The sequence below is a fragment of the Sphingomonas sp. OV641 genome, from assembly GCF_900109205.1.
GTDB lineage: Bacteria > Pseudomonadota > Alphaproteobacteria > Sphingomonadales > Sphingomonadaceae > Sphingomonas.
On the sequence record NZ_FNZB01000001.1, the window covers coordinates 1,009,740 to 1,035,280 of the forward strand.

Annotated in this window: 21 protein-coding genes and 1 tRNA gene; 15 read left to right on the top strand and 7 right to left on the bottom strand. The window is 65.4% G+C overall.

Features of this window, described 5'->3' with window-relative positions:
- Positions 1–64: 64 nt before the first annotated feature.
- Genes BMX36_RS04685 through BMX36_RS04695 form a run of 3 tightly spaced genes read left to right on the top strand, consistent with a single transcriptional unit; the run spans position 65 to position 2,995 of the window.
- Complete coding sequence (locus BMX36_RS04685; RefSeq protein ID WP_218142134.1) at positions 65–1,036, top strand: acyl-CoA dehydrogenase family protein; 972 nt, start codon at positions 65–67, stop codon at positions 1,034–1,036.
- Positions 1,033–2,184 carry an acyl-CoA dehydrogenase family protein gene (locus BMX36_RS04690; RefSeq protein WP_093063838.1) on the top strand — a complete coding sequence of 384 codons (1,152 nt, stop codon included), beginning with the start codon at positions 1,033–1,035 and terminating at the stop codon, positions 2,182–2,184. Before BMX36_RS04685 ends, BMX36_RS04690 begins: the two co-directional genes overlap by 4 nt.
- Before the next feature lie 13 nt (positions 2,185–2,197).
- A complete protein-coding gene (locus tag BMX36_RS04695; RefSeq protein WP_093063839.1) occupies positions 2,198–2,995 on the top strand; it encodes a crotonase/enoyl-CoA hydratase family protein in 798 nt (265 codons plus the stop codon).
- Positions 2,996–3,071: 76 nt separating this feature from the next.
- Here BMX36_RS04695 and BMX36_RS04700 read toward each other — a convergent pair whose 3' ends face one another.
- Positions 3,072–3,659, bottom strand: a complete 588-nt coding sequence (locus tag BMX36_RS04700; protein ID WP_066780296.1) for a DUF924 family protein — start codon at positions 3,657–3,659, stop codon at positions 3,072–3,074.
- Between BMX36_RS04700 and BMX36_RS04705 the strand changes: the two genes are divergently transcribed.
- The 3 genes from BMX36_RS04705 to BMX36_RS04715 are packed head-to-tail and all read left to right on the top strand — an operon-like array spanning position 3,658 to position 6,546.
- A complete protein-coding gene (locus BMX36_RS04705) occupies positions 3,658–4,902 on the top strand; it encodes a MiaB/RimO family radical SAM methylthiotransferase (protein ID WP_093063840.1) in 1,245 nt (414 codons plus the stop codon). The two genes, BMX36_RS04700 and BMX36_RS04705, sit on opposite strands and share 2 nt — an antisense overlap.
- On the top strand, positions 4,899–5,831 hold the full coding sequence (gene ftsY / locus BMX36_RS04710) for a signal recognition particle-docking protein FtsY (RefSeq protein WP_093063841.1): 933 nt from the start codon (positions 4,899–4,901) through the stop codon (positions 5,829–5,831). Before BMX36_RS04705 ends, ftsY begins: the two co-directional genes overlap by 4 nt.
- Before the next feature lie 58 nt (positions 5,832–5,889).
- Positions 5,890–6,546, top strand: a complete 657-nt coding sequence (locus BMX36_RS04715) for a septation protein A (RefSeq protein ID WP_093063842.1) — start codon at positions 5,890–5,892, stop codon at positions 6,544–6,546.
- 33 nt (positions 6,547–6,579) lie between these two features.
- On the opposite strand, the gene BMX36_RS04720 is transcribed toward BMX36_RS04715, so the two are convergent.
- Positions 6,580–7,350 carry a PadR family transcriptional regulator gene (locus BMX36_RS04720; RefSeq protein WP_256210655.1) on the bottom strand — a complete coding sequence of 257 codons (771 nt, stop codon included), beginning with the start codon at positions 7,348–7,350 and terminating at the stop codon, positions 6,580–6,582.
- Positions 7,351–7,444: 94 nt separating this feature from the next.
- On the opposite strand from BMX36_RS04720, the gene BMX36_RS04725 reads away from it, so the two are divergent.
- From BMX36_RS04725 to BMX36_RS04755, 7 genes are all read left to right on the top strand, one after another.
- Positions 7,445–8,773 carry a replication-associated recombination protein A gene (locus BMX36_RS04725; protein WP_093063843.1) on the top strand — a complete coding sequence of 443 codons (1,329 nt, stop codon included), beginning with the start codon at positions 7,445–7,447 and terminating at the stop codon, positions 8,771–8,773.
- A 109-nt stretch (positions 8,774–8,882) separates the two neighbouring features.
- Positions 8,883–11,177 (top strand): FdhF/YdeP family oxidoreductase, encoded by a 2,295-nt coding sequence (locus tag BMX36_RS04730; protein ID WP_093065231.1) that lies wholly within the window; start codon positions 8,883–8,885, stop codon positions 11,175–11,177.
- A 117-nt stretch (positions 11,178–11,294) separates the two neighbouring features.
- On the top strand, positions 11,295–12,737 hold the full coding sequence (locus tag BMX36_RS04735) for a serine hydrolase domain-containing protein (RefSeq protein ID WP_256210656.1): 1,443 nt from the start codon (positions 11,295–11,297) through the stop codon (positions 12,735–12,737).
- Positions 12,734–13,075 (top strand): MmcQ/YjbR family DNA-binding protein, encoded by a 342-nt coding sequence (locus BMX36_RS04740; protein ID WP_093063845.1) that lies wholly within the window; start codon positions 12,734–12,736, stop codon positions 13,073–13,075. Before BMX36_RS04735 ends, BMX36_RS04740 begins: the two co-directional genes overlap by 4 nt.
- A complete protein-coding gene (locus BMX36_RS04745) occupies positions 13,072–13,920 on the top strand; it encodes a hypothetical protein (protein WP_177179101.1) in 849 nt (282 codons plus the stop codon). Before BMX36_RS04740 ends, BMX36_RS04745 begins: the two co-directional genes overlap by 4 nt.
- A gap of 19 nt (positions 13,921–13,939) precedes the next feature.
- Positions 13,940–14,015, top strand: a tRNA-Thr gene (locus tag BMX36_RS04750).
- Between the two features lie 348 nt (positions 14,016–14,363).
- Positions 14,364–15,245: a hypothetical protein gene (locus BMX36_RS04755; protein WP_143058513.1), complete on the top strand. Its 882-nt coding sequence runs from the start codon at positions 14,364–14,366 to the stop codon at positions 15,243–15,245.
- A 73-nt stretch (positions 15,246–15,318) separates the two neighbouring features.
- On the opposite strand, the gene BMX36_RS04760 is transcribed toward BMX36_RS04755, so the two are convergent.
- From BMX36_RS04760 to BMX36_RS21605, 5 genes are all read right to left on the bottom strand, one after another.
- A complete protein-coding gene (locus BMX36_RS04760; protein WP_093065233.1) occupies positions 15,319–17,673 on the bottom strand; it encodes an arylsulfatase in 2,355 nt (784 codons plus the stop codon).
- A 99-nt stretch (positions 17,674–17,772) separates the two neighbouring features.
- The gene (locus BMX36_RS04765) at positions 17,773–19,287 is read right to left on the bottom strand and encodes an arylsulfatase (protein WP_093063848.1); all 1,515 of its coding nucleotides are present in this window, start codon (positions 19,285–19,287) and stop codon (positions 17,773–17,775) included.
- A 166-nt stretch (positions 19,288–19,453) separates the two neighbouring features.
- Positions 19,454–21,814, bottom strand: coding sequence for an autotransporter domain-containing protein (locus tag BMX36_RS04770; RefSeq protein ID WP_143058514.1), 2,361 nt, complete (start codon positions 21,812–21,814; stop codon positions 19,454–19,456).
- A 146-nt stretch (positions 21,815–21,960) separates the two neighbouring features.
- Positions 21,961–22,200: a hypothetical protein gene (locus BMX36_RS04775; protein ID WP_093063850.1), complete on the bottom strand. Its 240-nt coding sequence runs from the start codon at positions 22,198–22,200 to the stop codon at positions 21,961–21,963.
- Between the two features lie 45 nt (positions 22,201–22,245).
- The gene (locus BMX36_RS21605) at positions 22,246–22,392 is read right to left on the bottom strand and encodes a hypothetical protein (RefSeq protein ID WP_156455556.1); all 147 of its coding nucleotides are present in this window, start codon (positions 22,390–22,392) and stop codon (positions 22,246–22,248) included.
- Between the two features lie 133 nt (positions 22,393–22,525).
- Here BMX36_RS21605 and BMX36_RS04780 point away from each other — a divergent pair, with 133 nt between their 5' ends.
- Together BMX36_RS04780 and BMX36_RS04785 are read left to right on the top strand one after the other, a co-directional pair.
- Positions 22,526–23,221, top strand: a complete 696-nt coding sequence (locus tag BMX36_RS04780) for an endonuclease/exonuclease/phosphatase family protein (RefSeq protein WP_093063851.1) — start codon at positions 22,526–22,528, stop codon at positions 23,219–23,221.
- Entirely contained in the window at positions 23,218–25,503 is a 2,286-nt protein-coding gene (locus tag BMX36_RS04785) for a patatin-like protein (RefSeq protein ID WP_066781498.1), read from the top strand. Before BMX36_RS04780 ends, BMX36_RS04785 begins: the two co-directional genes overlap by 4 nt.
- Positions 25,504–25,541: the final 38 nt, after the last annotated feature.

The following is a 25,541-nucleotide window of genomic DNA, read 5'->3' on the forward strand; positions in this document are numbered from 1 at the left end:
ACGTTGCTTAGCGACAGGCCAAACGGAGAGGAGCGGCCATGCACAAGCAGGACCGGCTGTTGCGATGGAGATGAACGACGTCGGCGCGATGCTGGCCGATACGGCCGAGCGGCTGTTCACCACCCACGCCAGCGCAATCGACGATGCGGCCAGCGAGGGCGTGTGGCCTGACACTGCCTGGGCCGCGATCGAGGAAAGCGGACTTCCGCTCGCGCTGGTGCCCGAGGAACATGGCGGCTTCGGCATACCGGCGATCGAGGCGCTTGCGCTGATCCGGCAGACCGGTCGCCATGCCCTCGCCCTGCCCCTCGCCGAAACCATTGTCGCCAATGCTGCGCTGGCCGCCGCGGGACTGCCGCTGGCCGAGGGGCCGGTGGGCCTGGCCGAGAGCAGCGATGCCCGCGTTCCCTGGGGCCGATTTGCCCAGACGGTCGTCGTGGCCAGCGCAGGCGGAGTGCAGCGGTACGACACGTTGCCCGTACCTGCGGAAAGCGCCAACCTTGCCGGCCATCCGCGTGATCGTCTGGCGATACCTGCCGGGCAGACGGAGGCGAGCGGCGGCGTGCCATTGCTGGAACTGGGCGCCCTTGCCCGCGCCCTGCAGATGGCAGGCGCGCTGGAGCGCGTGCTCGAGCTGACGGTGGAGCATGTATCGAGCCGCGTCCAGTTTGGTCGGCCTTTGGCGAAATTTCAGGCGATCCAGCAGGAGCTGGCCAAGCTGGCGGGCGAAGTGGCCGCCGCATCCGCCGCGGCCGATCACGTCGCCGACGCTTATGCCAGCGGCGGCGACCTGAGCTTTGCCGTGGCCGTCGCACGCACGCGGATCGGCGAAGCGGCAAGCAAGGCGACGGCGATCGGGCACCAGCTGCACGGCGCGATCGGCTTCACCCGCGAACATTCGCTGCATCGCTTCACTACCGCCTTATGGGCGTGGCGTGACGAACTCGGCACCCAGCGGCACTGGACGCTGATGCTGGGGAAGCGCGCGCTGAGCGCAGGACGGGACGGCTATTGGCCGATGGTGGTGGCGGCATGACGACCCTTCGCTTTCCGACACCGCCGGTCCGCGAAGCCGCGGAAACTTTGCGCAGCGAGGTACGCGCCTTTTTGAGCGAGACACTGGCCGATCGGGCGCCGGTGCGGCGTGCCGACAGCTGGAACGGTTTCGACCGCGATTTCAGCCGCAAGCTGGGCCAACGCGGCTGGCTGGGCATGACATGGCCCAAGCAATATGGCGGGCATGAGCGCAGCGCCTTTGAACGCTATGTCGTGGTGGAAGAGACGCTGGCGGCGGGCGCGCCTGTCGCGGCGCACTGGATCGCCGATCGGCAGAGCGGGCCCAGCCTGCTGAAATATGGCACCGAGGAGCAGAAGCAGACGGTGCTGCCCGGCATTGCGGCGGGTGAAACCGTGTTTTGCATCGGTATGAGCGAGCCCGATTCGGGTTCCGACCTGGCCGCGACCCGCACCCGCGCGGTTTCTCAAAATGGTGGCTGGCGCGTGACCGGCACGAAGCTGTGGACGACCGGCGCGCACCATGCCGATTACATGATCCTGTTCTGCCGGACGAGCGGAGGCCCCGCCGACCGGCAGGCCGGGACCAGCCAGTTGCTGGTCGACCTGAAGGCGACCGACGGCATCACGATCAGGCCGATCATCGATCTCGCCGGCCAGCACCATTTCAACGAGGTGCATTTCGAGGATGCGTTCCTCCCTGGCTCCGCCCTGATCGGGACGGAAGGCGCAGGCTGGGAACAGGTGATGAGCGAGCTTGCGTTCGAGCGGAGCGGACCGGAGCGCTTCCTTTCCTCGATGCAGCTGCTGATCGAGCTGATCGGTGCCCTGCAGGGCTCGTCAAGCGAGGCGGCGGAACTGGCGCTCGGGCGACTGACCGCCCATCTCGTCACGCTTCGGCGGCTGTCGCGCGGCGTGGCGGCGATGCTGGAAGCCGGCGCGAACCCGGGCACGCATGCCGCGATCGTCAAGGATCTGGGCGCCACCTTCGAACAGGATCTGCCGGATATCGCCCGCAACCTGATCGATGCCGAACCGGATGCCGCATCCACATCCGATTTCGTCGCCGTTCTTGCCAACATCACCTTGAACGCCCCCAGCTTCTCACTGCGCGGTGGCACGCGCGAGATCCTGCGCGGGATCATTGCGCGCGGCCTGGGCCTGCGCTGACCGGAGATCATTCATGACCGTTGTTACCACCGAGATCCGCGGCCCGATCGCCATCCTGCGCCTGAACCGCCCGGACGCGATGAATGCGCTGGGCGCGGACGGCGACGGCGAGGCGGTGCGCGCCGCGTGCGACGCGCTGAACGCCGACATGTCGATCCGCTGCGTGATTCTGACCGGCGAAGGACGCGCCTTTTCGGCCGGCGGCGACATCAAGAAGATGGCGGATCCCGAGGGGCCATTCTCCGGATCGGGTCTTGGCATCCGTAGCCATTATCAACGCAACATTCACCGGATCGCGCGGGCGCTCTTCTCGCTGGACATGCCGGTGATCGCCGCGGTGAACGGGCCCGCGATTGGCCTTGGCTGCGACGTGGCGTGCATGGCCGACATCCGCATCGCCAGCGACAAGGCAAAGTTCGGCGTCACCTTCCTGAAGCTGGGATTGGTGCCGGGTGACGGCGGATCATGGCTGCTGCCGCGCACGATCGGCATGAGCCGTGCCGCCGAACTGTTCTTCACCGCCGACGTAATCGACGCTGCCATGGCTGCCGACTGGGGACTGGTGAGCCGGGTCGTGCCCCATGACACGCTGATGGACGAGGCACTGGCGCTTGCCGGCAAGATCGCGGCGCTGCCGCCCCATTCGCTGCGCCTGACCAAATCGCTGCTGCGGCAAGGCCAGACCAGCAGCTATGACCAGGCGCTGGATTCGGCATCCACGGCGCAGGCGGTGAGCCATGCGACGGCAGACCATCGCGAGGGCGTGGCCGCGTTGCTGGAAAAGCGCGAGGCCGTGTTCCAGGGCAAGTAATCGCGCGGCGGGCGATCGATCCGGCCCCTAGCGCCACCATGCGGCGGAGAGGGGCCGGTGCCTTGCCCCCTGTCTCTCAATCCTTGGGCGGGCCGAAGCTCTCGCCGGGCTCATCCAGATAGGCACGCTCTTCGGCGGTCGTGTCGCGGCCCAGTGCGGCGTTGCGGGTTGGGAAGCGGCCGAAGCGGGCGACGACCTCAAGGTGCCCGATCGCATAGGACAGGTTGCCGCCGCCGATTTCCGAGAACTTGGCAACGCTCAGCCGCTGCATCGCAATGTCTTCGGCATGCATCAGGGGCATGTAGAGAAACGCGCGTTCCTCCGTCGCGTAGCGGGACTCCCAGCCGCGCTCGATCGCCAGCCGGCACAGCTCGACCGCGAGCGTATCGGCCTCATAGGCGCGCGGCGAATCGCGGTAAATGTTGCGGGAGAATTGATCGAGCAGGATGATCGCGGCGAGCAGCTGATCCGGGCCATCACGCCATTCCGCGGCCCCCGTCCGAAGCACCTCATCACGCAGCGCACCGAAGCGCGACGCGATTTCCTCATCAAGCGCCGCATCCCTCGCGAACTGCTTTTCCATCGACAGTGCGAACCAGAAGTCCAGCACCTCCTGCGCGGCATCGTGGACTAACGCGTGCTCTCTCCCTAGATCGCCGACCATGCTTTCCCCTCGTTCGCCCGATGTCATCACACTGGGCTGCCGTTTGAACCTTGCCGAGAGCGAAACGATTCGCACGCTCGTCGGTGCCAATGATATGGTGGTGATCAACGGCTGTGGTGTGACAAACGAGGCCATGCGGCAAACGCGGGTGGCGGTGCGGCGCGCGCGGCGCGACCGGCCGGAGGCGCAGATCGTCGTAACGGGCTGTGCATCGGAGATGGACCGCGCAGGCTTTGCGGCCATGCCGGAGGTCGACCGGATCGTTCCCAATGCGGCAAAGCTGCTGCCGGCGACCTGGGGCGGCTTTCCGAACCGGCCGCCGGCGCGTCGCCACGCGCGCGCATTCCTGGGCGTGCAGAACGGCTGTGATCATTCCTGCACCTTTTGTGCGATCCCCATGGGGCGCGGCCCGAGCCGTTCGGAGCCGATTGGGCAGGTCGTCGGGGCGGTCGCCGGCCTGGTGGAGCAAGGTGCGCAAGAGGTCGTGCTGACGGGGGTGGACCTGACCAGCTACGACGGCGGGCTCGGCGCCCTGGTGGAGGCGGTGCTTGGCGGCGTGCCCACGCTGCCGCGCCTTCGCCTCTCCTCGCTCGATACGATCGAGATTGACGAGCGGCTGTTCGAGCTGATCACGCAGGAACCGCGAGTGATGCCGCACGTCCACCTGTCGCTTCAGGCGGGGGACGATCTGATCCTGAAGCGCATGAAGCGGCGGCACCTGCGCGCCGCAGCCGTGGCGATGGTGGCGCGGCTGAAGGCGCGGCGGGACATTGCCGTGGGCGCGGACCTGATCGCCGGCTTTCCGACCGAGGATGAGGCGGCGTTCGCCAACACGCTCGCCCTGATCGACGATTGCGATATCGTCCAGGCTCACGTCTTTCCCTTTTCGCCGCGTGCGGGCACGCCGGCCGCGCGGATGCCGCAGGTGGCGCCCGCGGTGGTCAAGCAGCGTGCGGCGCGGCTGCGCGCGGCGGCGGACCAGCGCCGCAGCGCCTGGCTCCAATCGCTGATCGGCACGAGCCAGCGGATCGTCATCGAAAAGCCTGGCGACCGCGGCCATGCGGAGAATTTCGCCGAGGTCCGGCTGGTCGATCCTCTCTCGCCAGAACCGGATCGGGCCGCGACAAGCTTGAACGGTGACGCCACTCTTCTATCGACCAGCGCGACGGGAGCGATCGGCACGGTTCGATCGGTTACCATCACTGGCGCTGCCCACGATCACCTCATTGGGATTCCTGCATGACTGACCAGCGTTCCTGGCATGACAAGCTCCTTGGCGGTTTCCGTCGCACGTCCGACCGGCTGGTCGGCAATCTCGCCGGCCTCGGCACCGCGCGGCTGGACGACGAGACGCTGGAGGAAATCGAAGAGGCCCTGATCGCGTCCGACCTGGGGCCGGAAACGGCCACGCGGATCCGGACCCGGCTGGCCGAGGGCAGCTTCGAGCGCAACATGGAGGAGCTCGGCATCCGCCTGGTGGTGGCAGAAGAAGTCGAGAAGGTGCTGGCGCAGGTCGCCAAGCCGCTGGAGATCGACGCCTTTCCCCGGCCGCAGGTGATCCTGGTGATCGGTGTCAACGGTTCGGGCAAGACAACCACCATCGCCAAGCTAGCGCATCTGTTCATGGAACAGGATTACGGCGTCATGCTGGCGGCAGGCGACACGTTCCGCGCGGCGGCGATCGGGCAGCTTGCGACCTGGGCCGATCGGGTCGGCGTGCCGATCGTGACCGGGCCAGAAGGCGGCGACGCCGCCGGCATCGTGTGGGACGCGGTGAAGAAGGCGACGGAGACGGGCATCGACGTGCTGATCGTCGACACCGCCGGGCGGTTGCAGAACAAGCGCGAGCTGATGGACGAGCTGGCGAAGATCCGCCGCGTGCTCGGCCGCATCAACCCCGCCGCCCCACATGACGTGGTGCTGGTGCTGGATGCGACGACCGGCCAGAATGCGCTGAGCCAGATCGAGGTATTCAAGGAAGTCGCCGGTGTGACAGGTTTGGTGATGACCAAGCTGGACGGCACGGCGCGCGGCGGCGTGCTGGTGGCTGCCGCCGAACGCTATGGCCTACCCATCCACGCGATCGGCGTTGGCGAGTCGATGAACGACCTGAGGCCGTTCGACCCCAATGAAGTGAGCCGGATCATCGCAGGCGTCGATCGCGGCGGGTGAACCGCAGCGATCGTCAGCGGTTCTGATCAGGATAAGAAACCGCGCCAGTCGCGGATCGATGGCAAAGCGCCCGCTGGATCACACCGGGCGAACGGAGTTTCAGTTGAGCGAAGCGAGCAAATCCTCCCCCGGCCTGCGTCTGGCGCTCGATTACGGGCCGCTGATCGTTTTCTTCGCGGTCAATTTCCTGACGCCCGGTCCGACGATCGCGCGGATCATCGCGGCGACCGGCGCCTTCATGGCGGCGATGGTCGGCGCGCTCGCCTTGTCCTGGTGGAAGACGCGGCACATTCCGCCCATGCTGCTGATATCGGGCGCGCTGGTGATTGTGTTCGGCGGCCTGACAATCTGGTTTCAGGACGAACGCTTCATCAAGATGAAGCCGACGTTCGTCTATGCGATCTTCGCCGCCACGCTTGGCGTGGGCCTCGCCACCGGACGACCGCTGCTGCAGATGCTGCTGGAAAGCGCCTATCCTGGCCTGACGCATGAGGGATGGCGCAAGCTGACCCGCAACTGGGCGCTGTTCTTCGTTCTGATGGCCGTGCTGAACGAAGCGGTGTGGCGGTCCACCAGCACGGATTTCTGGGTCGGTTTCAAATTGTGGGGCGCGATCCCGCTGACACTGGTGTTCGCCATCGCGAACGTTCCCATGCTGATGCGCCATGGCCTGCAGGCAGGTGACGCCCCCGCCACCATCCCGCCGCAGGAATAGCCCGGCGACACCAGGGCCGCCGGGCATTCGCGATCAGGCGAGGCGCTCGATCTTCTGCGCCGCCTCGTCGATCAGGGCAGCGACCTGCAACAGCGTGTCGTCGCTGACCTCGCCCTGGCTGAGGCGATCCTGCAAGGCGACCTTCAGGTTCGTCATGGCGCGCCGCACCGGCATCGCATCGGTCCGCTTGTGCTTCTCACCGGCGGTGGAGAGGCGCGCGAACAGCTTGCCGACCTGTTCCTCCTTCTCGACCAGCTCGGCGCTGCCGCTGCCGGTGATCGAAAAGCGCCGACGCCCTTCGCCATCATCCTCGCTGGCGGCATGGCCGGTTTCCTCGAGCAGGGTAAGCGTCGGGTAGATCACGCCCGGAGAGGGCGCATAACCGCCGCCGGTCAGTTCCTCGATCGACTTGATCAGTTCATAGCCATGACGCGGCTCGTCCCCGATCAGCTTCAGCACGACGAGGCGCAGTTCGCCGCTGTCGAACATACGGCGGCGGCGCAGGCCGACCAGCTTGCCCAGGCCGTTGCCGTGTCCCTTGCCGTGTCCCTTGACGGCGCCCTTCCCGCCGGCACGGCCGCCACGGGCCTTCGCGCCGCCTCGACCCTTCAGTTCCCGCGCAGCGACTGTCGCGCCAGCGGCGGCAGCAGCGGCGGCGGCAACACCAGCGGCGCCAGCGGCCGCACGGCCACCGCGGCCCATGCGCTTCTTCTCAGCGCCACCCGCAGCTGCGCGTGCAGCCTTCCGCATGGCAGCACGGCGCGGCCCGCCGCCGCGCTTGCCCTTGCCTTCTTCCATTTCCATGTTCCGAACTCCTCAAGATACTATCAAGATATATCTTATAAGCTGATCGTCAACCCTGCTGGGAAAGTATCGGGCCAACGCCTATGTGAGGTGCATGGCCGATCTTTTCGCCGAACTGGGAGCGCCGGAAGCCGCCGCCCCGCCTGCAGCCAATGCCCCCCTCGCCGACCGTCTCCGCCCCACCCGGCTGGCCGATGTGGTCGGGCAGGAACATCTGACCGCACCGGACGGCGCGATCGGGCGCATGATCGCAGGCGGCCGACTGTCCTCCATGATCCTGTGGGGTCCGCCGGGTGTCGGCAAGACGACCATCTCGCGGCTGATCGCGCGCGAGGCGGGTTACGACTTCATGCAACTATCCGCGGTGACGACAGGGCTGGCGGATTTGCGCAAGGCGATCGCGACCGCCGCTGCGCTGCACACCGCCACAAACCGCGCAACGGCCGTCTTCATCGACGAATTGCACCGCTTCTCCCGCCCCGTGCAGGACGCGATGCTCCCGGCGCTGGAAGATGGGACCTTCACGCTGATCGGCGCCACTACGGAGAACCCGAGCTTCAGCCTTGTCTCCGCGTTGCTATCCCGGGCCAAGGTCTTCACGCTGAAGCGGTTGAGCGAGGATGATCTGGAGCAGGTGATCGCGCGGGCGGAGCGACATTTCGACCGGTCGCTTCCCCTGCTGCCCATCGCACGCGGCGCCTTGATCGGCATGGCGGACGGCGATGCCCGGTACCTTCTGGGGCTGTGCGAGGAACTGTTCGCGCTGCGTGCCGACCAGCCGCTCGACGTGGCGCAGTTGGCGGACATCGTGCAGGCGCGCGCGCCCTTGTACGACAAGGGGCAGGAAGAGCATTTCAACATGCTCAGTTCCTTTCACAAGAGCCTGCGCGGCAGCGACGTCGATGCCGCGATGTACTGGGCCGCGCGGATGCTGGGCGGCGGCGAGGATCCGGCGGTGATCTTCCGCCGGCTGCAATGCGCGGCGTCGGAAGACGTCGGCATGGCCGACCCGCAGGCGATGGTGCAGGTAATGACGGCCTGGCAGGCCTTCGAACGGACGGGCCTGCCCGAAGGACGGCTCTTTCTGGCGCAGGCCATCGCCTATGTTGCCACCGCGCCGAAATCCAACGCGGCCTATCTGGCGTTCGATCAGGCAGCGGCGCTGGCGCGCAAGACCGGCTCGCTGCCGCCACCCAAGCACATCCTGAATGCGCCGACCGCGCTCATGAAGGAACTGGGATACCACGACGGCTACCAATATGATCACGATCGACCGGACGCCTTTTCCGGCCAGGAATTCTATCCCGACGAGATCGCCGCGGGCGATCCCGAGCCACTGTATGCGCCCAACGAACGCGGTTTCGAACGGGAGATCCGGAAGCGCCTGGCGTTCTGGTCGGCGCGGCGGAAGTCCGGGCGCTAGACTAAAGCGAGCGCCCTGCGCGCTCCCATCAAGCGCACACCGGCGCCGGTGAATGGCGATGCATCCTCCCGCCCAGACGATTGTTCTGTCTTCGAGCGAGGAGACGGCAATGGGCAAGCTGCTGGATGATGACGCGAAAGAAGGCACCATTCACTATTCGGGCACGGAAGGTGGATGGGGATCGGTACGCGGCATCGTGGAAACAGCGCTGCGCGAACGGCCGAAGGCGGCGGCGCTCGACACACTGCGGCGCCAGAACAAGCCCGGCGGCTTCATGTGCGTTTCCTGTGCCTGGACCAAGCCCAAACATCCGCACACGTTCGAGTTCTGCGAGAATGGCGCCAAGGCGACGCTGTGGGAATTGACCAGCCGGCGCTGCACGCCCGAGTTCTTCGCCGAACATACCGTGTCCGAGCTGAAGGGCTGGAAGGATTATGATCTGGAGCAGACCGGGCGCCTGACGCACCCGATGCGCTACGACCAGGCCAGCGACAAATATGTGCCGTGCAGCTGGGATGAGGCGTTCGGCGCGATTGGCCGCGAGCTGAAGGCGATCGATCCGGGCGCGGCGGTATTTTATGCCTCCGGACGCGCGAGCCTGGAGACCAGTTACCTCTATGCCCTGTTCGCGCGTCTGTACGGCCACAACAACCTGCCAGACAGTTCGAACATGTGCCACGAGACCACCTCCGTGGCGATGAAGGAGGTGACGGGATCGCCGGTCGGCACCTGCGTGCTTTCGGATTTCGAGCTGTGCGACGCGATCTTCTTTTTCGGGCAGAACCCCGGCACCAACTCCCCTCGCCTGCTGCACCCGTTGCAGGAGGCGGTGAAGCGCGGGTGCAAGATCGTGACCTTCAACCCCATTCGCGAGAAGGGCCTGGAAGTCTTCAAGAACCCGCAGAGCCCCAAGGAGATGCTGACGCCAGCGGCGACGCCGATCTCCTGCCTGTACCTTCAGGTGAAAACGGGCGGCGACATTGCGGCGATCACGGGCATGATGAAGCATGTGTTCGCCCGCGAGGCCGAACGCTGGGCGGCGGAGAAAATCCATGTCCTGGACGTCGACTTCATCGAACAACATACCGCCGGGTTCGACACGCTGAAGGCGCATGTGGATGCGACGGGCTGGGACGAGATCGAGCGGGAAAGCGGACTTGCGCGGGCCGACATTGAGGCAGCGGCCGATGTGTATGTCGAGGCGAAGCGGTCGATCGCCATGTATGGCATGGGGCTGACCCAGCATGTCCATGGCAGCGACAATATCAAGCAGCTGGTGAACCTGTTCCTGCTGAAAGGGAACATCGGGCGTGACGGTGCCGGCGTGTCGCCGGTGCGCGGCCATTCCAATGTCCAGGGCCAGCGCACGGTGGGCATATCGGAGAAGCCCGAGCTGGTGCCGCTCGACAAGCTCGCCGAGCAATATGGCTTCGAGCCACCGCGCGAGGAAGGCCTGACGACGGTACACGCGTGCGAGAAGATCCAGAGCGGTGAGGTGAAGGCGTTCATCGGGCTGGGCGGAAACTTCATCCGCGCGATTCCGGAGCAGGAGCGGATGGAGGCCGCCTGGACGAAGCTGCGCCTGACGGTGCAGATCGCCACCAAGCTGAACCGCAGTCACCTCATCAATGGCGAGATCGCCTATCTGCTGCCGTGCCTGGGCCGATCGGAGGAGGACATGCAGGTGACGGGCGCGCAGGCCGTGACGATGGAAGACAGCCTGAGCTGCATCCACGGCTCGATCGGCCGGGCGCCGCCGGCATCGGCCGACCTGAAATCCGAGATCGCGATCGTCGCCGGGATGGCCAAGGCGACCCTGCCGCCCAACCCCAAGGTGCCCTGGGATGACTGGATCGCCGATTACGGGCTGATCCGGGACGCGATCGAGGAGACCTATCCCGAGCAGTTCCACGACTTCAACAAGCGAGTGTTCACGCCCGGCGGCTTCTACCGCGGTAATTCCGCGCGTGAGCGGGTGTGGAAAACCAAGAGCGGCAAGGCCGACTTCACCCTGCCGAAGAAGCTGAACAGCTGGGGCACGGAGGACAAGGAGGGCCGCTGGCGCCTGATGACCCTGCGGTCGAACGATCAGTTCAATACGACCATCTACGGCTATTCCGATCGATTGCGCGGCATCGAGGGCTCGCGCGACGTGCTGCTGATGAACCCTGAGGATATCGCCGCCGCCGGACTGAAGGAGGGCCAGGTGGTGGGGCTGGCGAGTGACGCCGGCGACGGGGTGGATCGCCGTGTCGGCGGCCTGACGGTCACACCGTTTCTGCTGCCGCGCGGGTGCATCGGGGGCTATTATCCCGAGATGAACCCGCTGGTGCCGCTGAGCTGGCATGACGAGCAGTCGAAGACTCCGGCGGCAAAGAGCGTGCCCGTGCGGATCGTCGCCTGACCGCGGCATGATCTGCCCTGTTTTCCCGCCGCATCGATTGTGGCAGCGCATTCGGGCGCGGTCCGATCGGCTGCGCTCACCATCTTGGTCGCTTGCCCCACTCGATAGGAGCCGCAGTTGAAGCCTGGCGCACATGCACGGACCCGCAGTTTTAACCTTGCCGACCTCGCGCCGCGAACCCGCGCCCGAAAATTGCTGTGCGCCGGGCTGATCGCGCTCGGCCCTTCCGCAGCGCCGGTATCGGCACAGGTGATCGCCGCCGATCGATCAACGGCGTACGAGCACGCGGTCGCCGCCGGCTACAAGGCGCTGGCGCTGTGCGAGGGCGTGATCGCCGCGGGGCGAACGGAGGCGCAGGTCGAGGCGCTGGAGCTGCGCGGCATTTATCCGGATTATCAGCCGCTGCTGCCCCGGCTCAAGGCGACGATCGATCACAAGGCCCGCAGTGTCCTGGTGTCCTTCCCCGGCGACCTGCCACCGCGCCGCGCCGACTGGGCCCCCGGTGCGGGCTGCGTCCTCGCTCCGATCGGCGGAGCGGCGCGGCTGTGGCCGGCCGGACCATGGCGCGGCCAATTGCCTGCGCCGGCTGATGCGCGCGCCTGGCCGCTTGGCGACGCGGGCATCGCGCCCCGGCCGTCCGCCGCGCTCTCCGCCACCATCGGCAAGGCCTTTGACCGGACGACCTACAAGGGCGAGACGGTTGGCGTTATCGTGATGCGCGACGGGCGGATCATGGGCGAGCAATATGCCAGCGGCTTCGGGCCGTTCGTCGCCAACCGCACCTGGTCCGTTGCCAAGAGCATCGCCGGCACGCTTGTCGGCATGGCGGTGCACGAACTGGGCATGGATCCGAAGAAGCCCGCGCCGATCCCGGAGTGGCGCGTGGCCGGCGACCCGCGCCGGGCGATCACGCTGGACCAGCTGCTGCGCATGTCCTCCGGCCTGCACAGCGACCATTATGGCAACCGGACCGACGCGATCTATTTCGGTGGCACGACCGTGACCGAGCAGGCCGCGGGATGGCCGCTGGAGGTGAAGCCGGGCACACGTTTCCGCTACGCCAACAACGACATCATGCTGGCGGCCCGCGCCGTGCGCGCGGCGATGAACAACGACAGGCGCTATGCCGCCTGGCCGCAGCGCCTGTTCGGTCCGCTCGGCATGCAGCACACGACGGCGGGCACCGACTGGCAGGGCAATCTGATCCTTTCCAGCCAGGTCTATACCACCGCCCGCGATCTTGCGCGGCTCGGCCAGTTCTGGCTCCAGGATGGCGTGTGGCAGGGCAAGCGGCTGCTGCCGGCCGGGTGGATGCGCTACATGACCACGCCCACTGGGCCGCAGCCCGCCGACGGCCCGGGCTATGGCGCCACGATCTGGCTGTTCGGCACGAAACAGGGCCTTCCCGCCGGCACCTATTCGGCGCAGGGCAATCGCGGCCAATATGTGATGGTCGTGCCATCGCATAAGCTGGTCATCGTGCGGCGCGGAGAGGATACGGCAAGCTCGCGCTTCGACATTGCTCGCTTCGCGGCGGACGTGATCCGCGATCTGAAATGAAGGACTGGGACGCCGTCGTGGCCTTTGCGTGCGCCCTCCCGCACGTGTCCATGGCGCCCTATTACGGCGTCCCCTGCCCCAAGGTGAACGGCAAGGCATTCGTATCGCCGGGGCGCGAAGCGGGCAGCTTTTACGTCGCCACGCCGCACGATGAAAAGGCGGTGCTGCTGGACACCGATCCCGACACCTTCTGGCAGACCGCACATTATGAGGGGTGGCCCGGCGTGTTGGTGCAATATGGTGCCGCCGACGAGGAGCGGGTCCGCAATGTCATCCGCCGCGCCTGGTGGGACCGGGCGACAAAGGCGCAGCGGCAAGCCTTCGGACCTCGCCCCTGACGCACTTCCGGCAATTCGCCGCCATCGACTGGTCAGGCGCGAAAGGACATCGGCACAAGGGGATCGCCCTTGCCCTATGCCACGCCGGACATGCTGCTCCGCAGCTGATCGCTCCACCAGACGGAGCCTGGTCCCGATCGCAGATTCTGGCTTGGCTGCGCGCGAACGCCGACGCTCCCCTGCTGGTGGGTATCGATTGCAGCTTCTCCGCCCCCTTTGTCGCGCGCGGTGCGCACCTGCCCGGGGAAACCCAGACGCGGACGGCACGCGATCTGTGGGCCTATGTCGACGCGCATAGCAAGGATGAGGATCTGGGCGCCGCCTCCTTTCTGGAGGAGCGGCGCGGGCGGCAGTTCTATCTGGGTGCCGCCGATGGACCCAAGCGCGACTTCCTCCACTGGCGCGCCTGCGAGATGGCCGGCGGACATTCGACCAAGCCAACCACTGTCTATGACGCGATCGGCGCCGCACAGGTCGCCAAGGCGAGCTTCGCCGGCATGCGGATGCTGCACCACCTTGCGGGGCAAATGCCGGTCTGGCCCTTCGATCCAAGACCTAAGGCCGGCGCGCTGCTGGTGGAGATCTATACGGCGATCGCCGCGCGTGCCGCCGGCGTTCCGCGCGGCAGAAGCAAGCTGCGCGACGCCGTGTCGCTGGACATGGCACTCGCGGCGCTGGGCAGCACACCGCACCAGCCGCTCAGTCGGTACGACGATCATGCCACGGATGCCATCCTAGCCGCCGCGTGGCTCCGCACCTCAGCCAATCGCGAGGATTTGTGGCACCCAACCGGATTGAACGAGAAAATCCGACACACCGAAGGCTGGACCTTCGGCGTATCCTGACGCATGAGCCGGCAACCACGCCGGTTTAGCTCAGCTGGTAGAGCAGCGGTTTTGTAAACCGAAGGTCGCGGGTTCGATCCCTGCAACCGGCACCAGGCCTTTCGGGACAGGCTTGCCCGCCCACTCTCCAGGTTCGACATCTCTGTCGAGATGCGTGCGGAAGCATGGAAACGCTGTTCCCGTTACAAGTTCGTCGCCTTTGGCCCACAGGATGGCTGATGACAGCGCCGGGCTCGCTCCGTTCCGGACTGAATAGTGGATCCACCTGACCGATCGTTCGCGTATCGATGATGACGAACATCGGCTGATCGAATCAGCCTTACTGCGGCAGGCAAGTTCGCAAGGAGGGTACCTCCTTCGCGGTACGGCAGCACAGGCGGGCTCGTGCTATCGTAAGATCATCGCATTACTCACGCTTCTATCGCGAACACATGGAGGGTGTCGTGATACTGAACCTCCCACTGCCCCTGATCTGCGGCGTTGCGTGTGCCAGCGCACTGGCCAGTGCTGCCCCGGCCCAGACAGCACGAACTGTGCTGCCGCGTGAGATACAGCAGGTCATCGCCGAAGCCGTTGCGACGTGCAGGTCCGAGGGCGGGCGGCTGGCGGTACGCCCTGGCTATCTGTCGCGGGCAGATTTCAATGGCGATGGACGCGCCGACTATATCCTCAGCGACCGCGAGCTGACCTGCTCCAACGGCAATGCCTCCTCGGGAAGCTGCGGATCACGAGGATGCAATCACACCATCCTCATATCGCGCGGTGCGGGCTTTTACCCCCGCGCCGATGTCGTTGCTCATGACGCGGCCATCGAACGAACGGGCGGACGAACTCTTCTCCTTGTGAACAAAGAGGCTCCTGACGGCGGAACCCGTTGGGGTTGGCAGGACGGCCGCTTCGATGTCCTGCCCCACGGGTCTGCCACTCGCTCTTCGCCTGCCGCTCAGGCCGGAGCGGGACGGAGCCAAGCACCGCCGTCTGGTCTTTTCCCCTTTCCAGTCGGGATCTACACCAGTGCGAGCAGTTGCAGCGCCGATTCCGGCGGCCTGGTCGAGTTCTTCAGTGAGGGTTATCATCACTGGGAAGCGGACCAAAGCACGTCGTTCGTGCGCAGGATCGAGAAAGCGCCAGGCAAATTCAGCATTGCCGAACGCTTCAACAGCGATGAGGGCGGCGATCCGATCGAGACGGTCGAGTACGAGCGGGTCGGCGCGCAATCCTTTCGCCGCACATCCTTTCAGCGCTGGGATGATCGCCTGCAGAAGATGGTACCCGGCAGGGAGGTAGAGACATACCGCTTCTGCCGGCCGCGCGATCCGCAGTGATCGTGCCGCACCACGTGGCGACCGGCGGCTGCGCCTGACACATGGCCGCCGATCACATCCAACATCGTCCCGCTCACTGACGGGCGTATTTCGCCTTGATCACCTGATCATGGTCGTGATGAGCTTCGCCGCTCACGTCGATCGTCACGGAGTCGATCTCCCCGGTGAACGTGGCACCGTTCGGACCATAATCCTCGACGACCGGCTCACCATTATCCTGGCCGATGTCCATGAAGTCATCGAAGGAGAACAAGGCCGGCACCGTTTTCTCCACGCGGCCGGAGCCGATGTCGCGGCCATCGGCAAGGAAGGTAACGGTGCCGCCCTTGCCCGATCCGCCGCCGTCGTAGGCGAACTGAAGAACCAGCTCCTTCGTCTCCGCCGGCACCGGCCCGAATCCCTTCACGACGAACGTTTCAAGACCGACCCAATTGTGGGCATAGGCCGGCACGCCTTCCTTCAAGTAGAAGCTCCATCCACCGAACTTGCCGCCCTGCGCCACGATCGCGCCGTTCGCTGGACCTGATCCAAGGCGCACCGCCGCAGTCACGGTGAAGTCGGTGTTCTTCACATTGGGAACGGTATTCTCGTTCATCCGGGTCATGCCGGACTGAAAGGTCATGGATGTCCGACCATTCAGCAGATCCGGCCTTCCTGCCACGCGCGCATCAAATCGTTCACGTTGGCGCGGATCGAGCGGGAGGACGTTATACTTGGCGGCCTCGATAAGAAAGCGGTCCTGCAACTTGCGCAGCATCGCTGGATCCTTGTCGGCGATGTTGTGCGCCTGGGTCCAATCGTCAGGGCCGTAAAGCTCCCACGGATCCTCCTCGATCGGGCCGACCTCCTCGCGCTTGTCGGGCCATGGCAGGCGGTGCATCGTCACGGCGGTCCAGCCTTCGTGATAGATCCCGCGATTGCAGCCGATCTCGAAATATTGCGTGGTGTGCCGGTCCTCGGCCTCCGGCTCGTCAAACAGATACACCATGCTGGTGCCTTCCATAGGACGCTGCTGGATACCGTTCACGAAATCCGGTTCGGGAATGCCGGCGAGTTCCAGGACAGTGGGCGCGACATCGATGAGGTGGTGGAACTGGCCGCGTAGCTCCCCTGCCCCCCTGATGCGCTTGGGCCAGCTGATCGTCATGCCGACCCGAGTGCCGCCCCAATGCGAGGCCACGATCTTGCTCCACTGGTAGGGCGTATTCATGGCGTGCGCCCAGCCCGACGGAAAGTGATTGAAGGCGTTCGGCCCGCCGATCTCGTCCAGCCGGGGCAGGATGTCGGCGGTCGTCATCGGAATGCTGTTCTGAAAGGCCATCTCGTTGAACGTGCCATAGGGGCCCGCCTCCGCTGAGGAGCCGTTGTCGCCCAGAATGTAGATGACCAGCGTATTCTCTAGCACGCCGCGCGCCTCCAGCGTGTCCAGCAGGCGCCCGACGTGGTGATCGGTATGCGAGGCGAAGGCCGCGTAGGTTTCCGCGAGGCGGCAGGACACCTTTCGGTCATCGTCAGTCAGTTCATCCCAGCACGGGAGCCATTCGGTCGGCGCGGTAAGCTCTGCATCCTTCGGAATGACGCCAAGCTCCTTCTGCCGCTCAAACGTGATTTCGCGCTGCCTGGTGTAACCGTGATCGAACTTGCCCTTGTACCGGTCGATCCAGTCTTTCGGCACGTGATACGGCGCATGGGTGGCGCCAAAGGACAGGTAGGTGAACCACGGCTTGTCGGGCGTGAAGGTCTGGAGCGAACCGGTCCATTTGATGACCTGATCCACCAGATCCTCGGTCAGATGATAGCCCTCTTCCACAGTCTTCGGCGGATCGATCGCGGTGACGCCGTCCACCAGGGGCGGCGCATATTGATTGGTGTCGCCGCCGAGGAAGCCATAGAATTTCTCGAAGCCATCCCCGATCGGCCAATGGTCGAACGGGCCCGACGGACTCGTTTCCCATGTCGGCGTCTGATGCATCTTGCCAAAGGCGCCGGTGTTGTAGCCGTTCAGCTTGAGGATCTGCGCCAACGTTGCGCAGGTGTCGGGGCGCAGGCCGGTGTTGCCGGGCATGGCAGTGGCGACTTCGGTGATGCCACCCATGTTCACCGTGTGGTGATTGCGACCGCATAGCATCGCCTGACGCGAGGGCGAACAGAGCGCCGTGGTGTGAAAGCGGGTGAACTTGAGCCCGCGGCTCGCCACCTTCTCCGCCGTCGGCATCTCGCACGGTCCGCCATAGGCGCTGCTGGCGCCGAAACCCATGTCGTCGATGAGGACGATCAGGATGTTGGGCGCGCCCTCCGGCGGACGCAGGAACTCCTTCGGGCGGGGACGGTCGGCCTCCTTCGCGTTCATCGGCGTATCGTGCGGAGGCACGCGTTCCGGAATGGGCAGAACGTAACGATTAAGCTCACGATGCTTGCTTGCCGTCATCTTGGCCATTCCTTCTCACCGATAAGAGCGAGCGGACATTCGCCCGGCAGAAGACAGTCGATGGCGGTGGGAGCGACGTGCCGCCATCGAGCATCTGTCCTAATCGTGGCCCTTGCTCATGAACTGTTCGACCACGTTGGACATGTCGAAGCTCTTGCCGCCCTGCACCGGGGGATATTTGGCGAGGGTCGACAGATGCTCCTTCATGAGCTCGCCCAAGGGGCCGGTCTGCCACGACACTTTCTGGATCAGGTGACCATAGCTGTCCGAATTGTCGTAGCTTTCGAAGGGATCCATGCGGATATTGAAGACGAGCGGCTTCGACCGGCCCGTGATCGTTCCGTAGTAATCCTCCGAGGTCGCGAAATGCCACTTCCACGGCCCCATGCGCAGCGCCGCGAGCTTCGACTCATTGTAGAAGAACAGATGGTCACGCGCGGAATTGGCCGCCTCGCCTTTCCAGTAGGAAAGGTTATCAATGCCATCGATATATTGCTGCTTCTCCGCCAGCACCTTGTCGTTCACATCCTGCACGCCGGCCGCGACGGCCAGGGTGGTGAACATGTCCTGATGGCATTGGATGCCGTTCTTCAGCTGCATCGGGGCGATCACGCCCGGCCATTTCAGCATGGAGATGACCCGGACGCCGCCTTCGTAGGTGGTCATCTTCTCGCCACGCCATGGCGTCGTCGCGCCATGCGGCCAGGATGAATGCTCGGGCCCGTTATCGGTCGAATACCAGACGATGGTATCCTCCTCGAGCCCGTTCTCCTTCAGCCAATCGAGCACGAGGCCGATATCGTGATCGTGCTGCAACATGCCCGAGCCGTGAAGGTCTGCCTCGGACGTGTATTTCTCGGCGGCGTAGCGCCATTTGTCGTTGAGGCGGGTGTAGAGATGCATGCGGCTGGTGTTGAGCCAGACGAAGAAGGGCTCATCCGCCTCCTTCGCGCGTTGCATGAAGTCGAGCGCGGGCGGGATGAACTCCTTCTCGTCCACTTCGTGCATGCGGTCCTGATGCAGGGGGCCGGTGTCGACGATCTTCTGCTTGCCGACGCGCCCGAAGCGCGGATCTTCGGTCGGATCGTCCTCGTCCGTCGCCCAGCAATGCAGCACACCGCGTGCGCCGAACTTCTTTTCATAATCCTCCAGGCTGCCGGGATAGGCCTTGGCGAACGCCTGATAGTCGCGCTGCTGATCCTCTTCCGAGACGTTCAGGTGATAGAGGTTGCCGAAGAACTCGTCGAAGCCATGATTGGTCGGCAAATGCTCGTTGCGGTCGCCCAGATGCGATTTGCCGAAATGGCCGGTGCGATAGCCGGCTGCCTTCAGCACTTCGGCGAGACAGGGCGATGCCGGCTGCAGGCCGAGCGGATCGCCCGGCTGGCCCACCGTCACCATGCCCGAACGGATCGGATATTGGCCGGTGATGAAGGAGGCGCGACCCGCAGTACAAGATGGCTGCGCGTAATGATCGGTGAAGCGGATGCCGTCATATCCGATCGAGTCGATATTCGGCGTCGTATATCCCATGGTACCCAGTCCATAGGCGCTGACGTTCTGCCATCCGATGTCGTCTCCCCAGATGACCAGGATGTTCGGCTTCTTAGGCATGTGCGACTCTCCGCTAAAATGGCGGGAGAAGAATGTTTCGTCAGCCGGCGGGCCAGTATCGGAGATAACCCCGAACATCCGCGGTGCCTTCATCCGCCCTCACGGCAGAACACCCCCGTCGAGGGAACAGCCGGCTGGCAGACCCAACCCGCGATGGCAGCTCAAGTCAGAAGCGGAAGGACAGACTGGCGCGCCATCGCCAGCTGGAGAGCCCGCCAGAGCCAATCCCGTAATATTCACCCGAGCCGACCAGCGCGACGCTGCGGCGCACCTGCATCCGTGCACCGAACCGCACCGAGCCGATCACCGAGCGCGTCGAGACCAGGTTGAGATCGGGACGCAGAATGCGGCCTTCGTTCGGGCGGAGGACAGCAAAGTCCATTCCGCCTTCGACAAAGGGGATGACGATTACATCGCGCGCCCGGATCGGGCGGCTGATCTCCAAGGATGCGGCGAAGGCGCCATAATCGAGACGGCTCGCCGGTTGCTCGACCCGTAGGTCGATGCCGGCGGCATTGCCTTGCAAGCTGAAGGGGTCGTGCCAGAAGCGTGCATAGCTGAGCGCGAGGCGCGGTCGAAGCAGCAGGCCGGCGCCGAGTGGACGCTGCGTACTGACGCCCAATGTTCCGGCGAGGGAGAAGCTGTCATGCTTGCCCGACAGCATCAGCACGTGCCGCTCATATTCGGCGAAACTGAAGCCCAAGCTTGCATCCAATATGACGTCTGAACCTGCAATCCTGTGAACCATATAGGGCTTGAGCACGAGGAACTCGGCTTTCTGACGCATGGCACCGCGGAAGGATGAGTGCTCCGAATTGCCAAACTGGATCGCCAGTCCGGCAACCGTCTGATTGTCAAACAAGCGATCGAGTCCGACGCTGTAGAGCGACGAATCGGCCTTCATCGCGCCGCCGGATCGCTTGTCTTCGAGCGACGTGAACGATGCTTCGCCCCACGCCGTCCACCGCCGGCGCGCGTCCGCGACGACGGCGCAGGCCTGTTCGACCAGCTTCGGATCGACCCTGAGCCAGCCCTTGCGCCCGGCCTCGCAAAGCTGGTCGGCGGTCATCAGCATGGGGCGGGGATCGTCAGTCCTCAGGCGAACGTCGCGCGGAAGATGACGCTCCGGGCGCGAGCCGGGCGTGAGCGCGCCGGGCGTGGGTCGCAGCCCCGGAGTGAGCGTGCCCGGGTCGGGATGAACCTCTGGCGTTAGCGTGTCTGGATCTGGTCGCAGTTCTGGCGTGAGCGTGCCGGGATCGGGTCGCACCTGCGGCGTGAGAGCTCCCGGATCCGGTCGCACCTCGGGCGTGAGCGTGTCGGGGTCTGGACGCATCTCAGGGGTGAGCGCGTCGGGATCAGGACGCACCTCTGGCGTTAGCGTGCCAGGATCGGGACGCAGTTCCGGAGTCAGCGTTCCCGGATCAGGCCGCACCTCCGGCGTCAGGGTTCCCGGATCGGGCCGCACCTCAGGCGTCAGCGTGCCAGGATCGGGCTGCACCTCTGGTGTCAGCGTCCCCGGATCGGGACGCAGCTCCGGGGTCAGTGCCCCTGGGTCGGGTCGCACTTGCGGAGTGAGCGTATCTGGATCGGGACGCACCCCTGGTGTCAGCGTTCCCGGGTCTGGCCCAACCTCGGGGGTCAGCGTTCCCGGATCAGGCCGCACCTCCGGCGTGAGCGTTCCGGGATCAGGACGGACCTTTGGCGTCAGTGTTCCCGGATCGGGCCGCACCTCTGGCGTCAGCGTTCCCGGATCAGGACGTACGGCCGGCGTCAGTGTGCCGGGATCGGGGCGAATCTCTGGCGTCAGTGTTCCGGGGTTCGGCCGCACCTCAGGCGTCAACGTGTCGGGGATCGGCCGCAAGCCAGGCGTCAACGTATCCGGATTGGGCCGCACCTCGGGAGTCAGCGTGTCGGGGATCGGGCGCAAGCCAGGTGTCAACGTATCTGGATTGGGCCGCACCTCGGGAGTCAGCGTGTCGGGAATCGGCCGCAATTCGGGTGTCAGCGTATCTGGGTTAGGCCGCACTGCCGGCGTCAACGTACCGGGGTTGGGCCGCACCTCCGGCGTGAGCGTGTCGGGATTGGGCCGGACGCCCGGGGTCAGCGTATCGGGAAGGTCGCGATCCGGGGGATCCCATTGATTGGGGAAGTTCAAGCCGCCCGGCCGCTGATCGGCGGAGTCGAGGAAGATGTCGTATTCGGCAAACTCTGTCCGGATGTGCGCGAAAAGATTGTGTGTTCCGCCATATTCGCGGACGATCGGGGAGATGGTCAGGTGCAATCCGGTGTCGGGCTGCGTCCAGCTATCCACATGTTCGCCCGTTTCGGGAAACACGACAAAGAACTCGCCCGGATCGGTGCCCGAGAGCCATACCGAATGCTCTCTGTTCTCCGTCCAGCCCAGGAACAATATTCGGCCGTCCGGCTCCGCCGTTTGCGCGCCAGCCGCGTTCGTCAGCAACAGGCCGGCAGTTGCTCCCGCCAGGCAGAAGCCGGGAAGTTTCCAAACCGGGCGACGATAGGACACCTCCCTATTCTCTGCCCTGGGCGGCGTTCAGAGCATCAGTAGAAGCCCGTATTTTTGCAGATATCGACAGTTCTCGAAGGAAAGTTCACGGCCGCCTCACGGGCCCGTCCGCAGGGCCGGTGCGTCTCCTTTGCCGCCTCCCGGCGTCACCTGCTTCGCCGCTCTCGTGGACCGATCCGGCGCGTTTCTTCCGCCATGTAGCGCACCACCAGCTTGCGGATGTGGCGCCAGCGTCGGCGTTCGAACGAGGCGAGGCGTGTGCGTGCAATCCGCTTGTCGACATAGCCCAGCGGATCATCGACCTGCTCACCCAGGACGCGGCGCGCACGGATCTTTGCCTCGGTACGCCAGCCGGACTGCGCGCCGAATAGATAATCGAACAGCATCAGCGCGCCTGTAACTTGCTGGCCCTCGGCTGAAAATGCCGGATATCACCTATTCGGATGGCCGGCCGCGCGGATCATGTCTCGCCACACCGCCTCTTGCCGGGCACGGCGATCGGGATCACGCCGCGCGGCGCGCGCGGAAAGCAGCGCCAGCCCGACCAGCGGGAACACGAACACAGCTTCCGATAACATGATGCGCCTCCCTTGCCGCCGACTCCTGACGCCCAGCCATTGCGCCGGAATGCGGTTAGGCGCATCGCCGTTGCGACCGCCACGCGACAAAGTGGCGGCAACCAGCCGGCGAATAAGGCGTTTCACCACCGCAATGATCCGTGTCGCGAGCTACAACATGCGCAAGGCGATCGGCACCGATCGCCGTCGCAATCCCGAACGCATTCTGGAGGTGCTGCGTGAAGTGAACGCAGACGTGATCGCGTTGCAGGAGGCCGATCGCCGCTTTGGCGCCCGCGCAGCCGTGATCACGCCCCATCTGCTGGAAGAGCACAGCGACTGGAAGCCCGTCACCTTTGGCGTGCGCGTCAATTCCATGGGCTGGCATGGCAATGCGCTGCTTGTCCGAAAGAACAGCCAGATCGTCGATTGCGAGTTGATCCACCTCCCCGCGCTGGAGCCACGCGGCGCCGTGATGGCGGATGTTCGCATCGGCGCGACGATCCTCAGGGTCATCGGCATGCACCTGGACCTGTCCGGCCTGTGGCGCCGGCGGCAGGCGGCAGCCATTCTTGCCCATGTCTCGGCCAGCACGCACAAGCGCCCGACGGTGATGATGGGCGACCTGAACGAATGGACGCGGGCTGCGGGGTGCCTGCGCGACTTTTCGCGCGACTTCGCCTTTGCCGAGACGGGGCCGAGCTTTCACGCACGCCGGCCGGTGGGCAGGCTGGACCGGATCATGGTTTCCGAGCAGCTGACGATCGTGGAATGCGGCGTTCATCAAAGCGCCGCTGCCCGCAAAGCCAGTGATCACTTGCCCATCTGGGCCGATCTGCGCCCTGCATGATCCGCGAGACCGAGCTGCGCCTGGCGCTGGTATGCTATGGCGGCATCAGCCTTGCCGTATACATGCATGGCATCACCAAGGAGATCTGGCATGTGGCGCGGGCCAGCCGCGCAAGCCACGCGGGAGAGGTGCTGACCGGCAGCGCGGCCGTTTATGCCGAACTGATGGACGAGATCACGCGCGAGACCGGCACCAGGCTGCGCGTGCTACCGGATATCATCGCAGGCGCCAGCGCGGGCGGCATCAACGGCATCTTCCTGGCGCAGGCGCTGAGTGCGGGGCAGTCGCTGGACCCGCTCACCGACCTCTGGCTCGAGAAGGCGGACGTCGAGGCGTTGATCGCGCCTGGCACCGCCCCCGCCACGCGCTTCTCCAAGGCGTGGGCGCTCCCGCTGGCCTGGATGGCGGCGGGAAGGAGCGCCGACAAGCTGGAGGCGCTGGACGACGATACACGCGACGAGGTGCAGGCGAAGCTTTCCCACTTCGTGCGATCGCGCTGGTTCGAACCGCCGTTTGATGGACCCGGGTTCACCGCCATGCTGCTGGACGCGTTCGACGCCATGGCCGCAGCGCCACGCGGCCCGCGCCTGCTGCCGGAGGGGCAGCCGCTTGACCTGTTCGTCACCGTTACCGACTTCACCGGCCATCCCGAACGCCTGCAGCTTCATTCGCCCGCGGAGGTGATGGAGACCGAGCACCGGCTGATCCTGTCCTTCACCGATCATGGCAGAGAGTGCGAGACCCTCGCCGCCTCGCCCGAACTGACCTTTGCTGCCCGGGCGACCTCGAGCTTTCCCGGCGCCTTTCCGGCATTCAGCGTTGCTGAACTGGATGCGGTGCTCGACGGACGCGCTGCGCAATGGCCGGGCCGACGCGCGTTTCTTCAGCGCACCCTGCCGCGCCATGTGGCGGCGAACGCCGCCGAGAAGGCGCATTTGATCGACGGGTCGGTGCTGGCCAATGCGCCGTTCCGCCCTGCCATCGACGCGCTGGACGAGCGGCCGGCGCGGCGCGAGGTCGATCGGCGGTTCGTTTACATCGATCCGTCGCCGGGCATGAAGTTTCGGCTGACCCGCGGCAATGATGGGCAACCGGGCTTCTTCCAGACCATCCTGGGAGCGATCAGCGAGCTTCCCCGCAAGCAGCCCATTCGGGATAATCTGGAGGCACTGGAAGCGCGTTCGCGCCGGATCGAACGGATGCGCGCGATCACCGATGCGGTTCGGCCGGCGATTGAAGCTGAGGTGGAGGCCCTGTTCGGGCGCACCTTCTTTCTCGATCGCCCGACGCCGGCTCGTTTGTCGGGATGGCGGCGGCGCGCCCAGATGGCGGCGGCGGAGCGCGCCGGGTTCAGCTACGCCGCTTATGCTCACCTGAAGATTGCCGGTGTGATCGAGACGATCACCGCGCTGCTCCATGCGGCCGGTGGCGAGCCTGGGCCGCAGCGCTGGGCAAAGATCCGCGACCGCATCGAGGCTGCCTTGCTTGCGCGCGGGTATGACGAGGCCAGCCCGTCCGATGCCTCAAGTGCGGCGTCGATCGATTTCCTGCGCACCTTCGACATTGGATTTCGGATCAGGCGCCTCCGCCTGCTCGCTCGGCGGCTCGGCGAGCTTGAGCCCGATCATGACGAGGCCGTGCTGCTGCCTGTGCGCCAGGCGATCTACGATTCTCTGGCCGCCTATATCGCCCGCAAGCTACCGGAGCCGCATCGATCCCTGCGCGGCAAGGTGCGATCGCTGAAGAGCGACGCAAGCGGGCTGCTCGACGAGCTTGCCGGATCGCTCGCGCTGACGCGCATCGATGGCGAGACGGACGAGCGGATGGCGGCTGCGCTGGCCGGATTGCCGCGAGCCCCGCGCCGGACCTTGCTCCTCCACTATCTCGGCTTTCCCTATGTCGATCTGGCGACCCTGCCGCTGTTGCAAGGCGCCGGCGTGGACGAATTTGATCCGGTGAAAATCGACCGCATCGCCCCGGATGATTGCGTTGCCATTCGGCAGGGCGGCGCTGAAGCAACGCTGAAGGGCATCCAGTTCAGCAATTTCGGCGCTTTCTTCAGCCGCGCCTATCGAGAGAACGACTATCTCTGGGGGCGCCTCCACGGTGCAGAGCGCATGATCGACATCATCATTTCGGCGCTACCGCTGGACACCCGGTTGAAGGCGGGCATGGTGGCCGCAGCGAAACGGCGGGCATTCCACGCCATTCTGGACGAAGAGGAATCGCGGCTGTCGACGGTGAGCGCGCTGATCGCTTCATTGCGCGCCGAGATCGGCTGAGGCTGGCCAAAGCCCGCGCACCGTAATAGCGTCGCCGG

What these genes read in the sequence shown, in the direction of transcription:
- BMX36_RS04685 (WP_218142134.1), top strand. Translation starts at nt 65, where the DNA reads ATGGAGATGAACGACGTCGGCGCGATGCTGGCCGATACGGCCGAGCGG.
- BMX36_RS04690 (WP_093063838.1), top strand. Translation starts at nt 1,033, where the DNA reads ATGACGACCCTTCGCTTTCCGACACCGCCGGTCCGCGAAGCCGCGGAA.
- BMX36_RS04695 (WP_093063839.1), top strand. Translation starts at nt 2,198, where the DNA reads ATGACCGTTGTTACCACCGAGATCCGCGGCCCGATCGCCATCCTGCGC.
- BMX36_RS04705 (WP_093063840.1), top strand. Translation starts at nt 3,658, where the DNA reads ATGCTTTCCCCTCGTTCGCCCGATGTCATCACACTGGGCTGCCGTTTG.
- BMX36_RS04700 (WP_066780296.1), bottom strand. Translation starts at nt 3,659, where the DNA reads ATGGTCGGCGATCTAGGGAGAGAGCACGCGTTAGTCCACGATGCCGCG.
- ftsY (WP_093063841.1), top strand. Translation starts at nt 4,899, where the DNA reads ATGACTGACCAGCGTTCCTGGCATGACAAGCTCCTTGGCGGTTTCCGT.
- BMX36_RS04715 (WP_093063842.1), top strand. Translation starts at nt 5,890, where the DNA reads ATGGCAAAGCGCCCGCTGGATCACACCGGGCGAACGGAGTTTCAGTTG.
- BMX36_RS04720 (WP_256210655.1), bottom strand. Translation starts at nt 7,350, where the DNA reads ATGGAAATGGAAGAAGGCAAGGGCAAGCGCGGCGGCGGGCCGCGCCGT.
- BMX36_RS04725 (WP_093063843.1), top strand. Translation starts at nt 7,445, where the DNA reads ATGGCCGATCTTTTCGCCGAACTGGGAGCGCCGGAAGCCGCCGCCCCG.
- BMX36_RS04730 (WP_093065231.1), top strand. Translation starts at nt 8,883, where the DNA reads ATGGGCAAGCTGCTGGATGATGACGCGAAAGAAGGCACCATTCACTAT.
- BMX36_RS04740 (WP_093063845.1), top strand. Translation starts at nt 12,734, where the DNA reads ATGAAGGACTGGGACGCCGTCGTGGCCTTTGCGTGCGCCCTCCCGCAC.
- BMX36_RS04760 (WP_093065233.1), bottom strand. Translation starts at nt 17,673, where the DNA reads ATGACGGCAAGCAAGCATCGTGAGCTTAATCGTTACGTTCTGCCCATT.
- BMX36_RS04765 (WP_093063848.1), bottom strand. Translation starts at nt 19,287, where the DNA reads ATGCCTAAGAAGCCGAACATCCTGGTCATCTGGGGAGACGACATCGGA.
- BMX36_RS04775 (WP_093063850.1), bottom strand. Translation starts at nt 22,200, where the DNA reads ATGCTGTTCGATTATCTATTCGGCGCGCAGTCCGGCTGGCGTACCGAG.
- BMX36_RS21605 (WP_156455556.1), bottom strand. Translation starts at nt 22,392, where the DNA reads ATGTTATCGGAAGCTGTGTTCGTGTTCCCGCTGGTCGGGCTGGCGCTG.
- BMX36_RS04780 (WP_093063851.1), top strand. Translation starts at nt 22,526, where the DNA reads ATGATCCGTGTCGCGAGCTACAACATGCGCAAGGCGATCGGCACCGAT.
- BMX36_RS04785 (WP_066781498.1), top strand. Translation starts at nt 23,218, where the DNA reads ATGATCCGCGAGACCGAGCTGCGCCTGGCGCTGGTATGCTATGGCGGC.